The following is a 20897-nucleotide window of genomic DNA, read 5'->3' as shown; positions in this document are numbered from 1 at the left end:
GCACCGTCACTGCCACTGCCACTGCCACTGCCACCGGTGGCCGCGGAGGACGTCGCCGCCTTCCGGCGCTTCAACCGCTACTTCACCCGCCGCATCGGCGCCCTCGACGACCACTACCTCGGCCAGAACCGCCCCCTCGGTGAGGCCCGGCTGCTCTTCGAGATCGGCAACGGCGTCTCGCTGCGCGAACTGCGCGGCCGACTCGCCCTGGACGCGGGCTACTTGAGCCGGATGGCGAAGTCGCTGGAGGCGCAGGGCCTGGTGCGGCTGACCGTGCCGCCGCACGACACCCGGCTGCGCCTGATCGAGCTGACCGACGCCGGCCGCGTCGAGGTCAAGGAGCAGCACCGCCGTTCGAACGCGCTCGCCGCCGGCCTCCTCGCCACCCTCACCGCACCCCAACGCGCCGAACTCACCCACGCGTTGGCGACCACCCGACGCCTCCTCCGCCTCGCCGGCATCACGGTCACCCTCGTCGACGGCGCAGCCGAGGACGCCCGCGCCTGCCTGGACGCCTACGCCGCCGACATCGACGCCCGCTTCCCCGAGGGCTTCGACAAGACGGATCTCGTACGGCCGGAGGAGGTCACCGGGGACGCGGGCGCGTTCTTCGTCGCGTACGAGGAGGGGCGGCCCGTGGCCTGCGGGGCGCTGCGGACCCTGGAGCCGGGCGTCGGCGAGATCCGGCACGTCTGGGTGCACCCCGACGCCCGCCGCCTCGGCCTCGCCCGCCGCGTCCTCGCGGAGCTCGAACTGGCCGCCGTGGAGCACGAGTTCACCGTCGTACGGCTGGACACGCATGCGGCGCTCACGGAGGCGCAGGCGATGTACCGGGCGTGCGGGTACGCGGAGATTCCGGCGTATGTGGACCATGTCTACGCGGACCACTGGTTCGAGAAGCGGCTGGTAGCGCCTCGTCAGGTCTAGGCTCCAGCGGCTGACCAGTCCCCCACCAACTCCCGCACGACACCCCGCAGCCAGGCGTGCGCCGGGTCGGCCTCATGACGCGGGTGCCAGGCCAACCCCAGCGGGAGCGGGGGGAGTTCGAGGGGCACCTCGAAGGTGACCAGTCCGAACGCGGCGGCCATCGGCAGGCCCCAGGAGCTGGTCAGCCCGATCAGGTCGGTGTCGCGCAGCACGAACATCGAGGCGGGCAGGGTGCCGACGGAGCCCACCACCCGCCGTTCCAGGCCGAGTTCGGCGAGCGCGGCATCGACGGGACCGTGCAGCTTGCCGCGCCGCGACACGAGCAGATGAGACCCCGACCCGGCAAACCGCTCCGGGGTCAACTCCCCCTCCAGCAGCGGATGTCCGGCCCGGACGATCCCTACCATCCGGTCCTCGTACAGGGTCTCCACACACACCTCGGGCGCCGTGGAGTCGATGACCCCCACCTCCAGGTCGGCGGTCCCCTGCCGCAGGAACGGCGCGTCGACATGGCTCTCGGACAGAAATCGGATGCGGATGCCGGGCGCCTCCTGGGCGGCGCGCGCGAACAGGGCCGCGCCGTACAGGGCGGCGATCGCGTCGTGGCCGAGGATCGTGAACGTCCGGGTGACGGTCCTGAGGTCGGTGTCCCGGCCCGGAGCGAACAGCGCACGCGCCCGCTCCACCACCGCGCTCACCTCCGCCCGTACCGCCAGCGCGTGCGGGGTGGGCACCATCCGCCGCCCGGCCCGGACCAGCACGGGATCACCGAGCGCCTTGCGGATCCGGCCGAGCGTGCGGCTCATCGCCGGTTCGGAGAGATGCAGCCGGCGCGCGGCGCGCTGCACGCTCTGCTCCTCCAGCAGCACGTCCAGGGCGACCAGCAGATTGAGATCCAAGCCCCCTGAGCTGCCGGAACTCGCGGATTGCGGCACACGCACTCTCCCCTTGCGAAGGTTGCACTGGAAAGCAGATCACTGCCGAGCCTACGGTGACAGGGCACCCCACACCACACCGAAGCTCCCCGGAGGAGCCATGCCCCCGCCTGCCCTCAAGCGCTCCACCCTCCTCACCCTCTGCGCCTGCGTCCTCGTCGCGCAGAGCATGGTCGCCGCCATCAACCTCCTTCTCCCACAGCTGAGTTCGTCCTCCCTGCACCCTTCACACACCGAACTGCTGTGGATGGTCGACGCGTACGTCATCGTCTTCGCCGGACTCCTCATCCCGGCCGGAGCCCTCGGCGACCGGCACGGCCGCAAGGGCGCGCTGCTCGCCGGGCTCGCCCTGTTCGCGGCGGGCGCCGCCACCAGCGCGCTCGCCCAGAATCCGGCGACGCTGATCGCGGGCCGCGGCCTGTCCGGCGCGGGCGCGGCACTCATCACGCCCGCGACGATGTCGATCCTCGTGCACCTGTCCGCCCCGGAGAACAGGGCCCGCGCCATGGGCAGTTGGACCCTCGCGCTCGGCCTCGGCGGACTCGCGGGCAACCTCGGCGGCGGACTGGTCGGCCAATTCCTGTCCTGGCGCGCCCTGTTCGGGGCCATGGTCCCGCTGGCCGCGCTGCTCGCCCTCGCGGTCACCCTCACCACACCCCGCACGGCACGCTCCGCGCACAGCAACCTCGACCCCACCGGCACCGCCCTCCTGACCACCGGCCTGGTCGCGCTCCTCTTCGGCATCATCGAGGGCCCGGCCCACGGCTGGACCTCCCCGCGCATCATCACGGCCTTCGCGGCGGCCGCCGTACTGATCGCCACATTCACCGTCCACGCCCTGCGCTCCCGCACCCCGCTCCTCGACCCGCGCGTCTTCACCTCCCCCACCCTCCGCGCGGCCACCCTCGGCACGGCCACCGGCTTCTTCGGCCTGTTCTCCCTCTTCTACGTCAACTCCCAGTACCTGCAAGGCATCAAGGGCTACGGCGCCGCCGTCACCGGCGTCGCGATCGTGCCGCTGACGCTCGGCATGGCCCTCGTCCCGAAACTCGCCGTCCGCTGGTCGCACCGCCCCCGCCCGGTCATCGGCACCGGTCTCGCCCTCATCGGCCTGGGTCTGCTGGGCGCGTCCACCGCCGACGCGGGCACCCCGTACTGGACGTACGCCTGCTGGCTGCTGGTGATCTCGGCGGGTACCGGGCTCTCCATGCCCACGCTCACGGTCGGCGTCGTCACCTCGCTCCCGCCGCACCAGGCGGGACTCGGCTCCGGCCTGGGCACCTCGGCCCGCGAACTCGGCGCGGCCCTGGGCGTGGCGGTCACCGGCACGATCCTGGCCGCCCACCCCGACCTCGCCCACGGCATGGCCCCGGCGCTGCGCACGGTCGCCCTGATCGTCCTCGCGGCCACCGCGGTCGTGATCGTCGGCCACCGCGACCGCGGGACCACCACACGCACTATCGCGTCCGACGAGAAACGCGTACTATCGCGTCCAGCCCGCCCCTCCTGATCTCCAACTCCCCACACATGCACCCCAGTTGAGGAGCCCCCTGTGCCGTCCGCCCTCCTGAACCCCGTCCTCGACCTGGTCACCCTCCGGGCCACCGTCACCACCGCCGAACCCATCACCGCCCGCATGCGCCGCCTCCGCGTCGAGAGCGACACCCTCGCCGGCCTCGACGTCCGCCCCGGCCAGCAGGTCCGCGTCCTGGTCACCGGCCTGACCCTGCGCACATACTCGATCTGGCGCTACGACCCGTCCGGCGCCGTCGAGTTGTGCGTGCTGGACCACTCGGAGGACGGACCCGGGACCCGCTGGGGGAAGAGCATCGGCATCGGCGACCAGGTGCGCCTGCGCAAGCCCGAGGGCACCTTCACCCTCCGCCCCGACGCCTCCCACCACGTCTTCGTCGGCGAGGAGACGGCCTCGGTCGCCTTCGGCGCGATGCTGGCCGCGCTGCCCGAGGGGGCGCGGGTCTCCGGTGCCGTGGAGACGGAATCGGAGGCGGACCGACTGCCGCTGTCCCACTCCGACCGCCTCAACTGGCTGACCAGGGGCGGGACTTCACTCCCGGACGCGGTGCGGAACCTCGCGCCCGAGCCCGGCGGCATCGCGTACGTCGCCGGGGAGGCCCGTACGGTGCAGCACGTCCGGCAGGTGCTCGTAGGGGAGTTGGGCTGGGACCGGCGCTCCGTCCTCACGAAGCCGTTCTGGGCGCCGGGGAAGCGGGGGTTGGAGTAGGAACCCGTCCCGGCCCGACGACAGCTCGCCCCTCGCCTACCGGTAACTCGCCCCCACCTACCGGCAACTCGCCCCCGCCTACCGGCAGTTCGCGTCCGCCGGGCAGAAGGAATCCACCGCCGCGGTGAGCGGGCCCCTGACCAGCGCGGGATCGAGGGACTCGGGGCCGCTGGAGCGGACCGCGTAGAGCGAGCCGCCCGCCGCCTCGAAACGACGGTCGATCACCCGGCGCGCACCCTCGCCCTGACCACCGTCGTAGCGATAGGTGAGTTCGGCCCAACTGGGGCCAGTGGCACGGTCGATGACCTGGTAACCGGGCTGGCGGACGAAGCCGTAGCCGGGGTCGTTCTCGGCGAGGTCGAGGGACTCGGCCGGGGAGTTCTCCGAGACGCGGAAGATCTGGAGGCGGCGGGTGCCGTCCGGGGAGCCGTAGGTGACCACCGGGGCCTTCGCGCCCTGCCGTTGGGTACGGGTCCAGCCCCGGGGGATGTCGACCGTGTAGCCGGCGGGGTCCTCGGCGGTGCGGTACGCCGACGCCGACCGGGTCACGCCCGCACTCTCACCCGCACCCGCCTTCGCGCGGCCGTGCGTGACGTACCAGACCCCTCCCCCGGCACCCGCGCCCAGCACCACCGCTAGAGCCACCGCGAGGACCAGCCGCCAGGCGCGACGGCCGGAAGCGGGCGCAAGAACCGGCGTGGGAACGGGAGTTGGAGCCGGTGGTGACACCCACGCCGGCGCGGTCAGCGAGGTCTGCGTCTCCGCCGTGGACCACACCGACCAGGGCGCCTGCCCCCGCTCCTCGCTCGGACCGTGCTCGGCCGCGAAACGATCCCAGTCACTCATCACGAACCCCCCGAATCACCCACCACGTACCTCTTCCGAAGTTAGCGGCGGAAACAGGAAACGGGCCCCGCTCCGGCCGTAACCGGAACAGGGCCCGCGCAAGCCCGTGACAGAGCCGTCGACAACGGCCCCGCGGGTGACTCCCCGCAGATGACTGGCTGAGGCCGGTGACTAGATCAGGCCGAGCGAGCGGACCGCCTCGCGCTCCTCCTCCAGCTCCTTCACCGACGCGTCGATGCGGGCACGGGAGAACTCGTTGATGTCCAGGCCCTGGACGATCTCGTAGACGCCGTCCTTCGTGGTGACCGGGAAGGAGGAGATGAGGCCCTCGGGGACGCCGTAGGAGCCGTCCGACGGGATACCCATGGAGGTCCAGTCGCCGTCCGCCGTGCCGTTGACCCAGGTGTGGACGTGGTCGATCGCGGCGTTCGCGGCGGAGGCCGCCGAGGACGCGCCGCGGGCCTCGATGATCGCGGCGCCGCGCTTGGCGACGGTCGGGATGAAGTCGTCGGCGAGCCACTGCTCGTCGTTCACGGTCTCGGCGGCGTTCTTGCCGGCGACCGTGGCGTGGAAGATGTCGGGGTACTGGGTGGCCGAGTGGTTGCCCCAGATGGTCAGCCGCTTGATGTCGGCGACCGTGGTGCCCGTCTTCTTCGCGAGCTGGGTCAGCGCGCGGTTGTGGTCCAGGCGGGTCATCGCGGTGAAGCGGTCGGCCGGTACGTCCGGGGCGGCGGCCTGCGCGATGAGCGCGTTCGTGTTGGCCGGGTTGCCGACGACGAGGACCTTGATGTCGTCCGCGGCGTTGTCGTTGATGGCCTTGCCCTGCGGCTTGAAGATGCCGCCGTTCGCGGAGAGCAGGTCGCCGCGCTCCATGCCCTTGGTGCGGGGGCGGGCGCCGACGAGGAGGGCTACGTTCGCGCCGGCGAAGGCGACGTTCGGGTCGTCCGTGATGTCGATGCCCTGAAGGAGCGGGAAGGCGCAGTCGTCGAGCTCCATCGCCGTGCCCTCGGCGGCCTTGAGCGCCGGGGTGATCTCCAGGAGACGCAGCTTGACCGGCACGTCCGCGCCGAGCAGCTGGCCGGAGGCGATACGGAAGAGCAGGGCGTAACCGATCTGGCCGGCCGCGCCGGTGACGGTGACGTTCACGGGAGTGCGGGTCATGGCGTTCTCCGTTATGACAGCTGGCGGTGGGGCGGCACTGCCCCGGGGTGCGGGACGTACAAATGATCGATCTCTTGGCATCAAGAGATCCACCGGTCAGGCTATCGCGCATCCGCGATCCCGGACTCCCGGGTCCGTGTGGCCCACCCCACAGCGCCGGGTCCGGGGGCGCATGGGAGACGCCAGTCCGGGCACACAAAAGGCGGCCGTCCGGCTCGGGAGTGGAACACCGGACGACCGCCGTGGGGGGAACCGGGGGTCCGGAATCCCGTGGGGGTACTTTCCGCCTGCCCCCGATCCGGAGCGGTCATTCCGTACGTACACAGAATCCCCACAAGCGGTCGCCGCACGCGCGGACTACGTCGTGCACCCCTTCTGCCCCGACGCCAGCGTCACGCACGCCTTCGCCTCGCCGGCGTCCTTCACGGCCACCATCGGGGTGTACGCGATGGCGTCACCGGACGCGGTAATGCTGTCGGTCTCCTTGGCGGTCCCCGCGCTGACCTGCACCGAGTCCCCCGCCACACCCGTGGTGATCCGGCCCCAGGCGGCACCGCAGGTCTTGCTGTAGCGGACCTCGACGACGGTCGTCCCGACGGTCGCGGTCTTGGCGGTGGTCACCGCGCCCGCCTCCGTCGTGCAGCCCATCGCCTCGGCGTCCTTGCCGGTGCAGCCGGCGCCCACGCACTTCACTCCGGCGGGCAGGTCGGGGTTCGTGCTGACGGACGGCGCGGCCGAGCTGTGCTTGGCTGCGGCCTTCTTGTCCCCGTCGCCGTTGCCCTTGGTGAACAGGAACACGGCCGCGATCACGACCAGCACCCCGAGGACCCCGGCGCCGAACATCAGTGCCCGCCGCTTGGCACCGCCCGCACCCGGTGTGGGGCGAGGCGGTTCGCTGTTCGGGACCGGCGTCTCGGGCCGGGGCGTCACGCCCGCCGCTCCGACACCGCTCCCACTACCGCCACCGGACTGCTTCGGTCCCGAATACCCCGCGATCCCCCACGAGTTGGCGACCTTCGAAGGACCTTCCCGTACGTCGCCGCCGGGCGCCGCCGGCTGTGGCGGCACCGTCGGGGACACTCCCGCCGGGCCCGCGATCCCCGGGGTCGCGGTGGCGCTGCCGCCACCCTTGCGGGCCGGCTTGCCGCCCTTCGCGGGTGCGGCGGGTGTCGCGGGTGCCGGGGCCGCCCCGAACTCCCCCAGGGCGGCGCGCGCCTGGGAGACCCGGATCGCCTCCATGGTCATGTCGTGCCGCATCTCCGAGCGGCTCCAGGAACGCTCGGCGAGCTCCCACATCGTGGTCAGATGAACGGGATTGGTGCCGGTGACCTCGGCCAGGGCGATGATCGCGCCCTTCGGCGCGAGGAGCCGGCCGTTGAGGTAACGGTCCCAGGACGTCTTGCTGTAGCCCGTGCGGTCGGCCACCGCCGCGATGCTCAGGCCGCTGCGGTCGACGAGCCTGCGCAACTGGCTCGCGAACTCCCTGACCTGCGGATCGAGTTCATCCGGCAAGGCCCTCCAACGAGGCATTGCTTTCCCCCCTCTGCCCTGAATTGCCCACGCTAACGCGGTTGTTGGTCGGCTTCGTTGCATATCCGCAAACTTGTCAATACATCGACACAAGGACCACGACTCCCACGACAGCGGTGAGGAGCAGGAGAAGCAACAGCACCAGCGTGTACCGGAGCAACCGTCCGCCGGGCCCGCGCTCCGGTTCCCCGGGCGGGGTGTCCCACCACGGAAGGGTGGGGTCGTCCCGGTACTCGTCACCACCGTCCGCCCGTTCGGGGACCGGCACCTGCCGGGGCCAGGCCTGGACCGCCAACTCCCAGCGCACGCCGATGCGTTCGGGGTCGGCGCCGGCGACCCGGCACAGGGCGACTACGGCCTGTCGGGGCGGGGGCTGGGTGGCGTTGAGATAGCGGTGCCAGGAGGACTTGCTGTACGCGGTGCGGGCGCCGAGGGCCACCAGGCTCAGGCCGGTGCGGTCCTTGAGGAGGCGCAGCTGTTCCACGAAGTGCCGCACCTCCGCCGGCAGTTCGTCCGGCAGCGGCTGCCAGCCGCCCATCGCACCTCCCCGGTGTCCCCCGTGTCCCCTTGCGCCCGCTCCGAGCGAAATGACGACGCCGGAAGGGGAACGGTTCCCTCGTCGCCGGGCGGTGCGGAGCGCGTAGCGAAACGGTCACCTCCGTGCCACAGCGCGCTGACAGCTATTGAGCCGCGCCCCCGCCGGACGCCACCGTGAATGCAGACGGCGGCGCGTCCTTGCTCGGGGGAGGGGACGGGCCGCCGTCGTGTGTGGCGAACTGCGGGGCGCCGGGCGCCAGTTACCGGCTACCGGTCGCTAATTGCTGTTGACCGTGTAGTGCAGCGTGTCCTTCAGGTACGGGATCGTCAGCCACGGCTTCGGCTGCGCCATCAGCGCCAGCAGGACGATCGCGAGGCCGAGGACGGCGTAGGTGACGATGTCGGTGAAGCGGGAGCGTACGGCGAGCATGCCGACGTCCGGCATGACCCAGCGCAGCACCGCCCCGGCCAGCAGCGCGGCGCCGATCAGCAGGATGCCGTAGCGGAAGACGTCGAAGGCGGTCAGGAGGAGGCCGAGGCCGACCGTGCCGAGGACGGCGAGGATCGGCCACTGGCGGGCCGGGGCCGGGGCGTCGCGCGGGGCGGCCCGGCCGCCGCCCTCGGGGCGGGCGGTGTCCCGGGTGAAGAGGGGGAAGCGGCGGGTGGCGCGGCGCGGTTTCCCGTCGGCGTCGGGCGCGCTGACCGGGTCCGTGACCTCGATGTCGTCCGTGCCCTCGGTGTCCTGGGCGCCCTGCGTGTCCTCGGTGTCCTCGGTCTTGCCGGGGTTGTTGTCAGGCGACACTGCGCTCCGCCGCCTCGACCACGTTGACGAGCAGCTGGGCGCGGGTCATCGGGCCGACTCCGCCGGGGTTCGGGGAGATCCAGGCGGCCACCTCGGCGACGCCGGGGTGGACGTCGCCCACGATCTTGCCGTCGGCGTTGCGGGAGACGCCCACGTCGAGGACGGCGGCGCCCGGCTTCACGTCCTCGGGACGGATCAGGTGGGCGGAACCGGCGGCGGCGACGATGATGTCGGCGCGCTTGAGGTGCGAGGAGAGGTCGCGGGTACCCGTGTGGCACTGGGTCACGGTGGCGTTCTCGCTGCGCCGGGTGAGGAGGAGCGGCATCGGGCGGCCGATGGTGACACCGCGTCCGACGACCACGACCTCCGCGCCCTTGATCTCCACGCCGTAGCGGCGCAGCAGGGTGAGGACGCCGTTCGGGGTGCAGGGCAGGGGGGCGGGCTCGTTGAGGACGAGGCGGCCGAGGTTCATCGGGTGGAGGCCGTCGGCGTCCTTGTCCGGGTCCATCAGTTCGAGGATGCGGTTCTCGTCGATGCCCTTGGGGAGCGGGAGTTGGACGATGTACCCGGTGCAGGAAGGGTCTTCGTTCAGCTCCTTCACCACCGCCTCGATCTCCTCCTGGGAGGCGGTGGCGGGCAGCTCGCGCTGGATGGACGCGATGCCCACCTGGGCGCAGTCCCGGTGCTTGCCGGCGACGTACTTCTGGCTGCCGGGGTCGTCCCCGACCAGGATCGTGCCGAGGCCGGGCGTGACGCCCTTCTCCTTCAGCGCCGCCACGCGGGCGGTCAGATCGGACTTGATCGCGGCTGCGGTGGCCTTGCCATCGAGAATCTGGGCGGTCATGGACCCATCCTCGCGGATGACGCCCTCCGGGTTCCAATCCGGGTACACCCCGGGTGTATCGCCATGATCACTGATGTTGCACTTACACAACGCCTATGGAATGCCGCTGGACAAAATCCAGCCTCGGCTAGAACGATGAACGCCGCAGTACTGCGGTAGGTGTTGGGGGGCAAACCGCTCATTTCGTGACGTACCTCCGCGCAATCCGCATCGTCCCCGCATTGCCAACGGAGGAAAACCCGCCATGAGTTACGACCCGAACAACCCCTACGGGCAGCCGCAGCAGAACCCCCAGCAGGGCTACGGCCAGCCCCAGGGCCAGCCCGGCTACGGGTACCCGCAGGGCGCGCCCCAGGGCGTCCCGCCGCAGCAGGGCTACGGCCAGCCGCAGGGCCAGCCGGCCTACCCCGGTTACCAGCAGGCGGGTTACGGCGCGACCCCGCCGTACGCGAACTGGGGCCAGCGGTTCCTCGGCACGCTGGTCGACGGACTCGTCTTCGCCGTGCCGTACATCCTGTACTTCGTCGGCATCACCACCAAGAACAGCGCACTGCTGGGCATCGGCGGCATCCTCCTCCTCGGCCTCTTCATCTGGCAGCTGATCCGCGAGGGCCGCACCGGCCAGACCGTCGGCAAGCAGGCGCTGGGCATCCGCCTGGTCCGCGAGAGCGACGGCCAGCCGATCGGTGTCGGCATGGCGTTCGTCCGCCGCCTCGCCCACTTCGTGGACGGCATCGCCTGCTACATCGGCTTCCTGTGGCCGGCGTGGGACGCGAAGCGCCAGACGTTCGCGGACAAGATCTGCGGCACGATCGTGATCCGCACCCAGTAATTCACCGAACAGCCCTGCCGACTCGCCGGGTTGTGGCTTTCCCCGGGGCCGTGTCACCACGTGGTGGCGCGGCCCCGGGGCGTTGCTCCGGCTCTTCCCGCGCGTAATGGTGGGCGAGGTCGGTGGCGAGGTGGTGGAGGTGAGCCCTGGCTTCGGCGGGGCCGTGCACGGTGATGGCGCTCCCGAACGGCAGCAGTGCCCGCACGTCCTCCAGCCGTAGGAAGCGGATCGTCACCCTGACGCCCGGGCCCGTGGCGGATTCTTCACGGTCGTGTTCTTCATGGTCGTGTCCTTCATGGTCGTCCCGGACGAGTCGTTGGCCAAAGATCCGTTGCGCTCGCACGATCTGGGTCCGGTCGATGGTGGCGCTGACCTCTGTCGCGTGCTCGTGTTCCCACTGGTCCATGAGCGCCGCGGCGACGGTGGCCAGGGTCTGGCCCTCGCGGATCCGTCGTGGCCGGTCGACTTCTGTCCACGCCGTGATCCGTTCGAGCCGGTACATCCGCGGCACGCGGGCGCGGTCGGCGACGAGGTACCAGATGCCGGCCTTGGCCAACAGCCCGTAGGGATCCACGACGAGGTCGCGCGGGCATGACTCGCGTGGGCCTGACGCGCGCGGGCTGTCGTACGCGATCCGCAGCCGGCGGCCTCGCCGCACCGGGCCGATCAGCGAAGCCGGGGTCGGGGTCGGGCCCAAGGCCCGTGCCTGGAGCCAGGGGCGGCTGTCCACGTGCACCACGTCGGTGAGCGGCAGCAGCTCCTGACCCCGACGTGACGGTGCGGCCATGATCTTGGCGAGCGCGCGCCGGCTCTCGGCCGACGCGTCGAGCTCCGCGCGCTGCTTCTCGTCCAGCCCGGTGAGCGACAGCTGATCACGCTCGCCCGGCGTGAGCCGCGTGAGGTCGGGCCCGGCCCCGGGCAGCATGGTCACGCCTCCGAGGCGGCCCCGTTGCGCGGTCACCGGCAGTCCGGCGTCGCGGAGCCAGTTCAGGTCCCGGGTGATGGTCCGAAGGGACACCCCGAGCGCCGAGGCGAGTTCCTGTGTGGTCACCGCGTCCCTCGATCCGAGGAGCAGCATCAGGGAGAAGAAGCGGTCCGGGGTCACCCGCCGAGTTTTTCAGGAATTGCGACACGGTACGGCGCATATCCCGGTCAGGCTGCTGGACGCGTACCCACCGAGTACCTACCGGGACCTGGAAGAAGGCAGAACCATGACCGCATCCGTCGTGTCCATCGTCTACGTGAACGACGCTCCCGCCGCGGCGCGCTTCTACGGCGACCTGCTCGGCCTGAGCCCCTCGTTCGAGACGCCGGGATACATCACCTTCGACCTCGGGCCGGGCGCCGACCTCGCCCTGTGGTCCGGCCAGTTCGAGGATCTGTCCCCGGACGTCCCCCGCACCAGTGAGGTGTGCCTGGCCATCAACAGCGGACCCGACGAGATCGACGCGATCTTCAAGCAGTGGCAGGCCAAGGGCGTCACGATCCTCCGTGAGCCTCACGACGCGGGCTTCGGACTGACCTTCGTCGCAGCCGATCCCGACGGGAACCGTATCCGCGTCGCACCGCGGGACTGACACCCGTCCTAGACAGTCCCGGCCCAGTCGACGAAGGGCGCCCACGCGGGAGCGGGGATGAGGAGCGCCGGTCCGTCCGGGGCCTTGGAGTCCCGGACGGGGACCACACCGGGGAGATCGTCGCGGACCTCGACGCAGTCACCGCCGCTGCTGTTGCTGTAACTGCTCCTACGCCAGGCGGCGGTGCTCAAGTCAGGCCCTGTGCTTGCCATTTCCGTGATCCTCCAAGGTGGACGGCTAGGCAGTACCGGCCCAGTCGACGAAGGACACCCACGCCGGAGCGGGGATGAACAGCGCCGGACAGTGCGGGACCTTGGAATCCCGCACGGGGACGAGGCCGGGGAGATCGTCGCGGACCTCGACGCAGTCACCACCGGTGCCGTTGCTGTAGCTGCTCTTGCGCCAGAGGGCGATGCTCAAATCAGGCCCTGCGCTTGCCATTTCGGTGATCCTCCGAGGTGGACGGCTAGGCAGTGCGGGTCCAGTCCACGAAGGGCGTCCAGGCGCCGGCGGGGATGAGGAGCGCCGACCCGTCCGGGACCTTGGAGTCCCGGACGGGGACGACACCGGGGAGATCATCGCGGACCTCGACGCATTCGCCCCCGCTGCTGTTGCTGTAGCTGCTCGCGCGCCAGAGGGCGATGCTCAAGTCAGGCCCTGTGCTTGCCATTTCTGTGGTCCTCCGCCGCTTGCTCGATCATGTCCAGGGACGTATCCGGCGGCAGCGCCGCGGCCCTGAGCAGATCGTACGACCTGCGGTAGTCCTTCACGAGGGCTGGATAGTCGATCACTTGGCCACTGTGCAGACCCTCCGTGTACACCACCGGTGGCGCGTCCGGGAAGGTCATGACCCGGATCATCCCCATCATCAACGGGTAGGCCACCGTCGTTTCCGGCAGGATCTGCAAAACACCCTGATTGGAGCGGATCACGTCGGCGATGTGCTCCAGCTGCGTTGCCATCTCCTCGCTCGGCAGGAGCGGCTTGCGGATCAACTCCTCGCGCACGATGGCCCAGAACGCTGGACGTTCCTCCCGTTGCCAGAGCTTCGCGCGCGCCATGCGAGCCGCTACCTGATTGTCGACGGTCTTGGGTGGGAGCCACGGACTACCGGTCCGGACAACCTTCAGTGCATACGCCTCCGTCTGCAACAACCCTGGAAGCAGCGCCGGGGCCCAGTCCTCAATCGACTCCGCGTGCTCCTCCATCTCCGCGACATCCGCGAAGTACTCCGCATGCCCCGACCGCTTCGCCTTCCGGGCATCTTCACAACGCCGCTCGAAAAAGCCGTCCGTGCCGAGTTTCTTGTCGACGTGCTTCGCGAGATCCAACGGCATGCGCCGCTCACCCCGCTCGATGAGGCTCAGGAACGGGATACCCCGAAAGCTTCCCTCCGCCAACTGTTCGAGCGTCAGGCCCGCCTGTTCCCTCTTGAAGCGCAACTCCGCGCCATAGAAGGACGGCACATTCGCCGACGCGTCGGTGTCCTTACGAGGGGGCACAACTCACCACCGCCTTTTGCCAGTTCCCGGGTGCAACCCAAACCACTGTCACGGTACGAGATTCCACGCCACTGTGTGAGCAATTCGTCACAGAGAGAGGCGTACGGCAATGAGCAGCCCCTATACCCACGAGGCCAACACCGAAGTGGCCGAACTCCAGGCCGCGTTGAAGGCACACGGGATCACCCTCCCCTCCCTCGGCCTCGACCTGGCCTCCGTCGTCCAGACCTACGGCCCCCCACTCGTCGAACTCGGCAACTGCAACCTCGACACCGCACGCGCCCTCACCGCCGCCCTCCGCAAGGCGGCCGCCCGGTGACTCCGCTCGTCCTCGAACTCCTCGCCGCCCCCCACATCGTGCCGGAGGCCCGCCGTGCCGTACGCGAACACCTCGGCGTCCCGTGTCCCGAAGTCCAGCTCTGTGTCAGCGAGTTGCTGACCAACGTGATCAAGCACCTGGGCGAGGGCACCCCGGTGACCCTGACAGTGACCCACACCGACGGCCGTACCCGCATCGCCGTCACGGACCCGGAACCGTACGTCTGGCTCGTCGTACGGGAGGCCGGGCCCGACGACGAGAGCGGTCGCGGGCTCGTGCTGCTCGACGCGCTCGCGACGCGGTGGGGCGTGGAACAGGGGCCCGAGGGCAAGACGGTGTGGTGCGAACTCCCGCCGCCCGAGCCCGACTTCACCCCCGACACCGACTCCGCCCCCCTCCCCCACCCCACCCCACTGAACAGTTCGCGCCAATAAGCGCCACACCCCGGGTCTCGCCCGCAGAAGGGGGACACCGGCCGGGTACGTCGCCCTACCCTGACAGCGGTAGCTGTCGGGCACGGGGAGACGCACCTTGTACAGCATCGTCGTGGTACCTCCGCCCACCTCGGAGGACGAGCGCAACCGCACCGAGCGCAACCGCACCCAGCACCGGCTCGCCCCCGGTGAGCGGATCACCTTCGGACGTGCCGGGTGCGGCGCCGACCTGCCGATCGCGCACGAGGGCGTCTCGCGCCGGGCGGGTGAGATCGGCGCCCAGGGCGCGTTCTGGACGCTCAGCAACCTCAGCCGGGAGCAGACGTACGTCGTCGAGAACCCGGAAGGGGCGGGCGAGCACATCAAGGTGGGGCCGGGGCGGCTGGACGCCCCCGTTCCCTTCGAGTTCTCGCGCATCGTGCTGCCCGCCGCCGGTGACCTGCTGCCCATCGAGGTGTGGGCACCCCGCCACGACTACCTGCACGCCGAGGCCGGTGGCGACAACGCTGTCGGCGGGACCACCGCGCCCGCGTTCTCCGTCGACCGCACCAAGCGCTACTTCGCGGTCCTCGCCGCCCTGTGCGAACCCCGCCTGCGCGGCGACCCGCACGCCCCGCTGCCGACCGTCGACCAGGTCGTCGACCGGCTGCGCCCCAACTGGCCCGCCGCGTCCCGCACTTCGGTCCAGTGGAACATCGACTACCTGGCCGTGAAGCTGCGCCTGAAGCCCGGCCCCGACGAAGCCGACCAGGGCCCGCGCCTCAACGGCAAGAAGGAGTCCCTGGTGTCGCTGGCACTCCGCTTCGACCTCGTCCGGGAGCACGACCTGCTCGTCCTCGCCGCCGCACCGACGGACCGGTTAGGCCGGTTGGCGCGGTGAGCGAGCCGTACGCCGTCGACGTCCCCCGGGGCTACCGCGTCGGCGTGTGGGAGGTGCGGGCACCGATCGCCACGGGCGCGTTCGGCAGCGTCTACGAGGCCCGCCGCACCGCCGATGTCGTCGGCGAGGACCTCCCCCGTACCGCCGCCCTGAAATTCCTGCCGACCGGCACCGGCACCCCTCGCCAACTCGCCCATCTGCGCGAACTCGTCGAGCGCGAGGTCGAGTTGCACCGGCGCCTGAAGAGACCCCGACTGATCCGGATGTACGACACCCTCACCGTCGACGACCCGTCCCGCCCCGCCCTCGACGGCGCCACCGTGCTCGTACTGGAGAAGGCCGAACGGTCACTGGCGTCCCTGCTGTCCGGCACCCCGCGCCCCGACGCCGGGCCCCTCCTCCTCGCGCAGATCTGCGAGGGGCTGGCCCAGCTGCACCGCGCGGGCTGGGTGCACGGTGACCTGAAACCGGCCAACGTCCTGCTGATGAAGGACGGTTCGGCCCGGCTCGCGGACTTCAACATGGCGGCGGAGTTGGAAGGCACGCACGCCTACACCCCGGCATTCTCCACCCCGGACTACACACCCCCCGAAGTCCTCTGGTCGGAGATCGACGAACGCGGCCGCCGCATCCGTCCCTCCGCCGACGTCTGGGCCTTCGGTGTCCTGTCCCACCTGGTCCTCGCCGACTCCTTCCCGCTCCCCGGCACCACCCCGGCCGCCCGCCGGGACGCGGCCGCCGCCTACGCCTCCGGCACCGACGAGTTACGCCTCTCCCCCGAACTCCCCGACGCCTGGCGGGAGATCGTCCGCGCCTGCCTCACCCGCACCCACGCCGACCGCGTCGACACGGCCGCCCTGCTGCGCCGCGTCGAGTCGGCGGCCGGCACCGGCACCCCGCCCCGGCTGCCGCGAAGCCTGCTGTCGCAGCGCCGCCGGACCGCCGTGACCGTCGGCTCGGTGCTCGCCACGGTGGCCGTCGCCGCCGCCGGGTACGGCATCAGCCACTGGGCCGGCACGGGCACGACCCCGGACGCGAAGAGCTCGGCCTCCGTCTACGGCGCCTCCGAACTCCGCACGGACAAAGGAATCCCGGTCCAGTACCGCCGGATGATCGTCGACGCCGCCCACCAGTGCGCCCTGCCCGAGGTCACCCCGGCCCTCGTCGCGGCGATGCTGAAGACCGAGAGCAACTTCGACCCGGACCTCTCCGACCCGTCCGTGCCGGGCGGCGGCGAGTACGGCATCGCCCGCTGGACACCGGCCGTCCTGCGCTGGTGGATCCGCGCCGACGGCATCCCGGCCTCGGCGACCCCGGCCCCGCCCCTGACCCCGGCCCAGTCGATCCCGGCCATGGGCCGCTACCTGTGCTTCATCGACAGCGGGCTGAAGAGCTCGCTGCCCGGAGACCGGCGCGTGCTGATCGCCGCCGCCTACCGGACGTCGTACAAGAAGGTGAACGACACGGGCGGCGTTCCCCCGAAGAACCGTGCCTACGCCGCCCGTGTCGCGCACTACCTCAAGGAGTACACGCCTCCCGCCGGAACGTGACCCTGAGAGTTCCGAGGTACCCCGCGCGGCCTGCGTGCCCCACGGTGTGAGTGCCGCTCAGGACGGGGCGGCACTGGGAAACACGGGGGCAGGTCATGAAGCGTGCGTTCGCTGCCGCACTGTGTGCGGCCCTGGCGGTGACGGGAGCCGTCGTGACCGGATGCGGTCACGGCCCGGACTCCGGCAGCCCGGGGGCGGCCACCGCGGCGGCCGGCCGGAGTGGTCCGCAGCCGCTGACCTGGCAGCAGGAACTCCGGATCGGCGACGCCCAACAGCGCCTGACCAGGCGGTGCATGAACAGCCACGGGTTCGCGTACTGGGAGGACCGCACGCTGACCCAGCGCGAGAGCATGCCGGTGCGGTACGTCCAGGACGACGTGGCGTGGGCCGAGGAGTACGGATACGGCGGGCGCATCGAGGCGCGGCAGGACCAGCTGCGCCTGCACAACCCCATCGCCGCCTACCGCCAGAGCCTGTCCACCGCGCGCCGGGCCGACTTCGACAGAGCGCTCGACGGTGGCGGCAGCGACGTACAGGTTCTCTCCGCTCAACTCCCCGGCGGCCGTCAGGAGGTCCGCACCCGGCTCGGCGGCTGCACGAAGGTGGCCGAGAAGGCGCTGTACGGCGACCCCGGGGACTGGTTCCGCGCCTCGAAGACCGCGACCGGCCTGCCCGCCCTGTACAGCCAACAGCTGCTGCGCGACCGGCAGTTGACCAGCGCCGTGAGCGCCTGGTCGCGGTGCATGAAGCGGGCCGGGCTCTCCTATCCCGACCCCCAGGCCGCCCGGGACGCGGTGCGGGAGAACACCGCCCGCCTGGGCACCACCGGCGCGGACAAGGCGTTCGCGACCGAACGGAGGACCGCGGCCGCCGACGCCACGTGCGCCCGCGCGACCTCCCTGAAGACCGTGGCCGCATCCCGGGAGACGTACTACGTCGACCGGCTGCCCGGCCGCTACGGCGAGGCGCTGGACACCTACCGGCGCCTTGAGCGGCAGGCGTACGACCGCGCGGTGCGGATCGTGCCGCAACGCGCCTGACGCGCACCCGCACCACCTACCCACACGAAAAAAGGGGGATCCACCATGCGCAAACTCGGCATCGCGGCGGCCGTCATCGGCCTGACCGTGCTGGGGCTCGGGGTGCCTGCCACGGCGGCCCAGGCGTCCGACACCGGCGCCCAGGCCACCGGCTGCAACAACAAGTGGCCGGGCCGCAACGGCAACGTCTACGCCTGGGACGGCCTGGACTGCCAGGGCACGCTCCTGGGAGTGACGGCCGGCAACGACAGCGACTGGAACGCGGCCGGCGGCGGCTTCACCGGTGTCTGGGACCGGGCCTCGTCCGTCATGAACGCCGGGTACACCGGCGGCAACGACGTCGTCCAGTTCTGGTACCTGGCCGGCTACGGCGGCGGTTACACCTGCCTGTCCCCGAACGAGTACTTCGCGGACAACCTGACCGACAACTACTTCAGCAACGGCTTCGTCGTGGACAACAACATCCGCTCCCACAAGTGGGTGACGTCCGCGTCCTGCTCGGTCTGGCTCACCTGATCCACCGCACAAGCGACGGGGCTCCCGCACAGGTCGACCTGTGCGGGAGCCCCGTACTCCTGACTTCTGGCGTGCGCGCGACCCGTCAGTGGAAGAAGTGCCGCGTCCCCGTGAAGTACATCGTGACGCCCGCCTTCTTCGCGGCCTCGATCGTCAGCTCGTCGCGGAGCGAACCGCCGGGCTGGACAACGGCCTTGACGCCCGCCTCGGTCAGGACCTCCAGCCCGTCCGGGAACGGGAAGAACGCGTCCGAGGCCGCGAACGAACCCCGCGCCCGCTCCTCGCCCGCCCGCTCGACGGCGAGCTTCGCGGAGTCGACGCGGTTGACCTGGCCCATGCCGACGCCGACCGAGGCACCGTCCTTGGCCAGCAGGATCGCGTTGGACTTCACCGCGCGGCAGGCCTTCCACGCGAAGGCGAGGTCGGCGAGGTCGGCCGCGGAGAGCGCGTCGCCCGTCGCCAGCGTCCAGTTGGCCGGGTCGTCGCCGTCGGCCTGGAGCCGGTCGGTGACCTGGAGCAGCACGCCCCCGTCGATCGGCTTGACCTCGACCGCGTTCGACGGACCGGCCGGGGTCTTCAGCACCCGGAGGTTCTTGCGCTGGGCGAGGATCTCCAGCGCGCCCTCCTCGTAGTCGGGCGCGACGATGACCTCGGTGAAGATCGGCGCGACCTGCTCGGCCAGCTCCTTCGTCACCGGACGGTTGACCGCGATCACCCCGCCGAACGCCGACAGCGGGTCACACGCGTGCGCCTTGCGGTGCGCCTCGGCGACATCCGAACCGATCGCGATACCGCACGGGTTGGCGTGCTTGATGATCGCGACACAGGGCTCGTCGTAGTCGTACGCGGCACGGCGGGCGGCGTCCGTGTCCGTGTAGTTGTTGTACGACATCTCCTTGCCGTGCAGCTGCTCGGCCTGCGCGAGACCGCCACCGCTGCCGTCGACGTAGAGGGCGGCGGGCTGGTGCGGGTTCTCGCCGTAGCGCAGGGTGTTCTCGCGCTCCCAGGTGGCGCCCAGGAAGTCCGGGAACCGCGACTCGTCCACGGGCGCGTACTCGCTCGCGAACCAGCTCGCCACCGCCACGTCGTACGACGCCGTGTGCTGGAAGGCCTCCGCCGCGAGCCGCTTGCGGGTGGTGAGGTCGAAGCCGCCGTTCTGTACGGCGTTCAGGACGTCGGCGTAGCGCGCGGGGCTGGTGACGACCGCGACCGACGGGTGGTTCTTGGCGGCGGCGCGGACCATCGACGGGCCGCCGATGTCGATCTGCTCGACGCACTCGTCGGCGGACGCGCCGGAGGCGACCGTCTCCCGGAACGGGTACAGGTTGACGACCACCAGGTCGAAGGGGGCCACGCCCAGCTCGTCGAGCTGCCGGCGGTGGCTCTCCAGGCGCAGGTCGGCGAGGATGCCGGCGTGCACCTTGGGGTGCAGGGTCTTGACCCGGCCGTCCAGGCACTCGGGGAAGCCGGTCAGCTCCTCGACCTTGGTGACGGGGACACCGGCTGCGGCGATACGGGCGGCGGTGGAACCCGTGGAGACGAGCTCCACGCCCGCCTCGTGCAGGCCGCGGGCCAGCTCCTCCAGGCCGGTCTTGTCGTAGACGCTGACGAGCGCGCGACGGATGGCCCGCTTGCCGCTCTCGATGTTCTCGGCGGTCACTGGATAACTACCTTTCGTCCCTCAATGCGATAGCCGTTGCGGGCGAGCCGCCCCACGACATCGACGAGCAGCGTGCGCTCGACTTCCTTGATGCGCTCGTGCAGAGCGCTCTCGTCGTCCTCGTCCCGGATCTCGACCACGCCCTGAGCGATGATCGGCCCGGTGTCGACGCCGTCGTCGACGAAGTGGACGGTGCAGCCGGTGACCCGGGCGCCGTACGCGAGCGCGTCCCGTACGCCGTGGGCTCCCGGAAAACTGGGCAGCAGGGCGGGGTGCGTGTTCACGACCCGGCCGCCGAAGCGGGCCAGGAACTCCTTGCCCACGATCTTCATGAACCCGGCCGACACGATCAGATCGGGCTCGTGGGCGGCGGTGGCCTCGGCGAGGGCCGCGTCCCACTCCTCACGCGTCCCGAAGTCCTTCACCCTGCACACGTAGGTGGGCAGTCCGGCCCGCTCGGCACGGGCGAGGCCCTCGATGCCCTCGCGGTCCGCGCCCACAGCCACGATCTCGGCTCCGTACGCCTCGGTGCCGGCGGTCTCGATAGCGTCGAGGAGCGCCTGCAGATTCGTACCGGATCCGGAGACCAGCACGACGAGGCGCTTGGCCACGGGCTTGGCGGCCACGGCGGGGGCCCTTTCTCGGGGGAGCGTGTCGTCAGGTCGACTCGTGCGTTCATACGAATGCTTCGCGCCCTGGGATACGGGGAAGTCTACGAAGCGGCCGACCGTCAGCAACGATACCGGCACACCGGACAGCCCCC

The 20897-nt window shown here is 71.0% G+C and carries 25 protein-coding genes; 11 read left to right on the top strand and 14 right to left on the bottom strand.

Going from position 1 to position 20897, the window contains the following annotated elements; genetic code table 11:
• Positions 1-36: 36 nt before the first annotated feature.
• Positions 37-927 (top strand): GNAT family N-acetyltransferase, encoded by an 891-nt coding sequence (locus R2B38_RS25600; protein WP_411978493.1) that lies wholly within the window; start codon positions 37-39, stop codon positions 925-927.
• Here the strand turns inward: R2B38_RS25600 and R2B38_RS25595 are convergent.
• Entirely contained in the window at positions 924-1868 is a 945-nt protein-coding gene (locus R2B38_RS25595) for a LysR family transcriptional regulator (RefSeq protein WP_411978492.1), read from the bottom strand. The two genes, R2B38_RS25600 and R2B38_RS25595, sit on opposite strands and share 4 nt — an antisense overlap.
• Positions 1869-1962: 94 nt before the next feature.
• Between R2B38_RS25595 and R2B38_RS25590 the strand changes: the two genes are divergently transcribed.
• Together R2B38_RS25590 and R2B38_RS25585 are read left to right on the top strand one after the other, a co-directional pair.
• Positions 1963-3372, top strand: a complete 1410-nt coding sequence (locus R2B38_RS25590; protein WP_318018328.1) for an MFS transporter — start codon at positions 1963-1965, stop codon at positions 3370-3372.
• Positions 3373-3414: 42 nt separating this feature from the next.
• The gene (locus tag R2B38_RS25585; RefSeq protein WP_318018327.1) at positions 3415-4104 is read left to right on the top strand and encodes a siderophore-interacting protein; all 690 of its coding nucleotides are present in this window, start codon (positions 3415-3417) and stop codon (positions 4102-4104) included.
• Positions 4105-4182: 78 nt separating this feature from the next.
• Here R2B38_RS25585 and R2B38_RS25580 read toward each other — a convergent pair whose 3' ends face one another.
• The 6 genes from R2B38_RS25580 to R2B38_RS25555 all read right to left on the bottom strand — a co-directional run bounded on the left by R2B38_RS25580 (position 4183) and on the right by R2B38_RS25555 (position 9824).
• Positions 4183-4950 (bottom strand): hypothetical protein, encoded by a 768-nt coding sequence (locus R2B38_RS25580; RefSeq protein ID WP_318018326.1) that lies wholly within the window; start codon positions 4948-4950, stop codon positions 4183-4185.
• A gap of 171 nt (positions 4951-5121) precedes the next feature.
• Entirely contained in the window at positions 5122-6111 is a 990-nt protein-coding gene (locus R2B38_RS25575) for a malate dehydrogenase (RefSeq protein ID WP_033280123.1), read from the bottom strand.
• Positions 6112-6468: 357 nt separating this feature from the next.
• On the bottom strand, positions 6469-7623 hold the full coding sequence (locus R2B38_RS25570) for an XRE family transcriptional regulator (RefSeq protein ID WP_318018325.1): 1155 nt from the start codon (positions 7621-7623) through the stop codon (positions 6469-6471).
• A gap of 94 nt (positions 7624-7717) precedes the next feature.
• Positions 7718-8179 (bottom strand): helix-turn-helix transcriptional regulator, encoded by a 462-nt coding sequence (locus R2B38_RS25565; RefSeq protein WP_318018324.1) that lies wholly within the window; start codon positions 8177-8179, stop codon positions 7718-7720.
• A 276-nt stretch (positions 8180-8455) separates the two neighbouring features.
• Complete coding sequence (locus R2B38_RS25560; protein ID WP_411978491.1) at positions 8456-8980, bottom strand: DUF3017 domain-containing protein; 525 nt, start codon at positions 8978-8980, stop codon at positions 8456-8458.
• Positions 8970-9824, bottom strand: coding sequence for a bifunctional methylenetetrahydrofolate dehydrogenase/methenyltetrahydrofolate cyclohydrolase (locus R2B38_RS25555; protein ID WP_318018323.1), 855 nt, complete (start codon positions 9822-9824; stop codon positions 8970-8972). The genes R2B38_RS25560 and R2B38_RS25555 overlap by 11 nt, the downstream gene beginning before the upstream one ends.
• A gap of 244 nt (positions 9825-10068) precedes the next feature.
• Here R2B38_RS25555 and R2B38_RS25550 point away from each other — a divergent pair, with 244 nt between their 5' ends.
• Complete coding sequence (locus R2B38_RS25550; protein WP_318018322.1) at positions 10069-10656, top strand: RDD family protein; 588 nt, start codon at positions 10069-10071, stop codon at positions 10654-10656.
• 1 nt (position 10657) lies between these two features.
• Here the strand turns inward: R2B38_RS25550 and R2B38_RS25545 are convergent, their stop codons facing one another.
• Positions 10658-11761, bottom strand: a complete 1104-nt coding sequence (locus tag R2B38_RS25545; RefSeq protein ID WP_318018321.1) for a helix-turn-helix transcriptional regulator — start codon at positions 11759-11761, stop codon at positions 10658-10660.
• Positions 11762-11867: 106 nt separating this feature from the next.
• Here R2B38_RS25545 and R2B38_RS25540 point away from each other — a divergent pair, with 106 nt between their 5' ends.
• Positions 11868-12233 carry a VOC family protein gene (locus R2B38_RS25540; protein WP_318018320.1) on the top strand — a complete coding sequence of 122 codons (366 nt, stop codon included), beginning with the start codon at positions 11868-11870 and terminating at the stop codon, positions 12231-12233.
• Positions 12234-12241: 8 nt separating this feature from the next.
• Here the strand turns inward: R2B38_RS25540 and R2B38_RS25535 are convergent, their stop codons facing one another.
• Genes R2B38_RS25535 through R2B38_RS25520 form a run of 4 tightly spaced genes read right to left on the bottom strand, consistent with a single transcriptional unit; the run spans position 12242 to position 13735 of the window.
• Complete coding sequence (locus R2B38_RS25535; protein ID WP_318018319.1) at positions 12242-12445, bottom strand: DUF397 domain-containing protein; 204 nt, start codon at positions 12443-12445, stop codon at positions 12242-12244.
• A gap of 25 nt (positions 12446-12470) precedes the next feature.
• Positions 12471-12674 carry a DUF397 domain-containing protein gene (locus R2B38_RS25530; RefSeq protein ID WP_318018318.1) on the bottom strand — a complete coding sequence of 68 codons (204 nt, stop codon included), beginning with the start codon at positions 12672-12674 and terminating at the stop codon, positions 12471-12473.
• A gap of 25 nt (positions 12675-12699) precedes the next feature.
• Positions 12700-12882, bottom strand: a complete 183-nt coding sequence (locus R2B38_RS25525) for a DUF397 domain-containing protein (protein WP_411978490.1) — start codon at positions 12880-12882, stop codon at positions 12700-12702.
• A 1-nt stretch (position 12883) separates the two neighbouring features.
• Positions 12884-13735, bottom strand: a complete 852-nt coding sequence (locus R2B38_RS25520) for a helix-turn-helix transcriptional regulator (protein ID WP_318018316.1) — start codon at positions 13733-13735, stop codon at positions 12884-12886.
• Positions 13736-13844: 109 nt separating this feature from the next.
• Here R2B38_RS25520 and R2B38_RS25515 point away from each other — a divergent pair, with 109 nt between their 5' ends.
• The 6 genes from R2B38_RS25515 to R2B38_RS25490 all read left to right on the top strand — a co-directional run bounded on the left by R2B38_RS25515 (position 13845) and on the right by R2B38_RS25490 (position 18474).
• Positions 13845-14054, top strand: a complete 210-nt coding sequence (locus R2B38_RS25515) for a hypothetical protein (RefSeq protein WP_318018315.1) — start codon at positions 13845-13847, stop codon at positions 14052-14054.
• Entirely contained in the window at positions 14051-14488 is a 438-nt protein-coding gene (locus R2B38_RS25510; RefSeq protein ID WP_318018314.1) for an ATP-binding protein, read from the top strand. Before R2B38_RS25515 ends, R2B38_RS25510 begins: the two co-directional genes overlap by 4 nt.
• Before the next feature lie 97 nt (positions 14489-14585).
• Entirely contained in the window at positions 14586-15368 is a 783-nt protein-coding gene (locus R2B38_RS25505; protein WP_318018313.1) for an FHA domain-containing protein, read from the top strand.
• Positions 15365-16918, top strand: coding sequence for a protein kinase domain-containing protein (locus R2B38_RS25500; protein ID WP_318018312.1), 1554 nt, complete (start codon positions 15365-15367; stop codon positions 16916-16918). Before R2B38_RS25505 ends, R2B38_RS25500 begins: the two co-directional genes overlap by 4 nt.
• Positions 16919-17013: 95 nt before the next feature.
• Positions 17014-17958, top strand: coding sequence for a hypothetical protein (locus tag R2B38_RS25495; protein WP_318018311.1), 945 nt, complete (start codon positions 17014-17016; stop codon positions 17956-17958).
• 45 nt (positions 17959-18003) lie between these two features.
• Positions 18004-18474 (top strand): hypothetical protein, encoded by a 471-nt coding sequence (locus R2B38_RS25490; protein ID WP_318018310.1) that lies wholly within the window; start codon positions 18004-18006, stop codon positions 18472-18474.
• Between the two features lie 85 nt (positions 18475-18559).
• On the opposite strand, the gene purH is transcribed toward R2B38_RS25490, so the two are convergent.
• Together purH and purN are read right to left on the bottom strand one after the other, a co-directional pair.
• Positions 18560-20134 carry a bifunctional phosphoribosylaminoimidazolecarboxamide formyltransferase/IMP cyclohydrolase gene (gene purH, locus R2B38_RS25485; RefSeq protein WP_318018309.1) on the bottom strand — a complete coding sequence of 525 codons (1575 nt, stop codon included), beginning with the start codon at positions 20132-20134 and terminating at the stop codon, positions 18560-18562.
• Positions 20131-20760, bottom strand: coding sequence for a phosphoribosylglycinamide formyltransferase (gene purN, locus R2B38_RS25480; protein ID WP_318018308.1), 630 nt, complete (start codon positions 20758-20760; stop codon positions 20131-20133). The genes purH and purN overlap by 4 nt, the downstream gene beginning before the upstream one ends.
• Between the last annotated feature and the right edge of the window lie 137 nt (positions 20761-20897).

Origin of the sequence: Streptomyces sp. N50 (genome assembly GCF_033335955.1) — a bacterium.
Lineage (GTDB): Bacteria > Actinomycetota > Actinomycetes > Streptomycetales > Streptomycetaceae > Streptomyces.
The sequence above is the reverse complement of the archived record's forward strand: the minus strand, read 5'-3'. Positions and strand labels throughout refer to the sequence as shown.

Bases quoted from the DNA above. Each gene is read 5' to 3' on its own strand.
- R2B38_RS25590 (WP_318018328.1), top strand. From the start codon at position 1,963: ATGCCCCCGCCTGCCCTCAAGCGCTCCACCCTCCTCACCCTCTGCGCC.
- R2B38_RS25565 (WP_318018324.1), bottom strand. From the start codon at position 8,179: ATGGGCGGCTGGCAGCCGCTGCCGGACGAACTGCCGGCGGAGGTGCGG.
- R2B38_RS25495 (WP_318018311.1), top strand. From the start codon at position 17,014: ATGAAGCGTGCGTTCGCTGCCGCACTGTGTGCGGCCCTGGCGGTGACG.
- R2B38_RS25535 (WP_318018319.1), bottom strand. From the start codon at position 12,445: ATGGCAAGCACAGGGCCTGACTTGAGCACCGCCGCCTGGCGTAGGAGC.
- R2B38_RS25555 (WP_318018323.1), bottom strand. From the start codon at position 9,824: ATGACCGCCCAGATTCTCGATGGCAAGGCCACCGCAGCCGCGATCAAG.
- R2B38_RS25530 (WP_318018318.1), bottom strand. From the start codon at position 12,674: ATGGCAAGCGCAGGGCCTGATTTGAGCATCGCCCTCTGGCGCAAGAGC.
- R2B38_RS25515 (WP_318018315.1), top strand. From the start codon at position 13,845: ATGAGCAGCCCCTATACCCACGAGGCCAACACCGAAGTGGCCGAACTC.
- R2B38_RS25490 (WP_318018310.1), top strand. From the start codon at position 18,004: ATGCGCAAACTCGGCATCGCGGCGGCCGTCATCGGCCTGACCGTGCTG.
- R2B38_RS25550 (WP_318018322.1), top strand. From the start codon at position 10,069: ATGAGTTACGACCCGAACAACCCCTACGGGCAGCCGCAGCAGAACCCC.
- R2B38_RS25580 (WP_318018326.1), bottom strand. From the start codon at position 4,950: ATGAGTGACTGGGATCGTTTCGCGGCCGAGCACGGTCCGAGCGAGGAG.
- R2B38_RS25540 (WP_318018320.1), top strand. From the start codon at position 11,868: ATGACCGCATCCGTCGTGTCCATCGTCTACGTGAACGACGCTCCCGCC.
- R2B38_RS25575 (WP_033280123.1), bottom strand. From the start codon at position 6,111: ATGACCCGCACTCCCGTGAACGTCACCGTCACCGGCGCGGCCGGCCAG.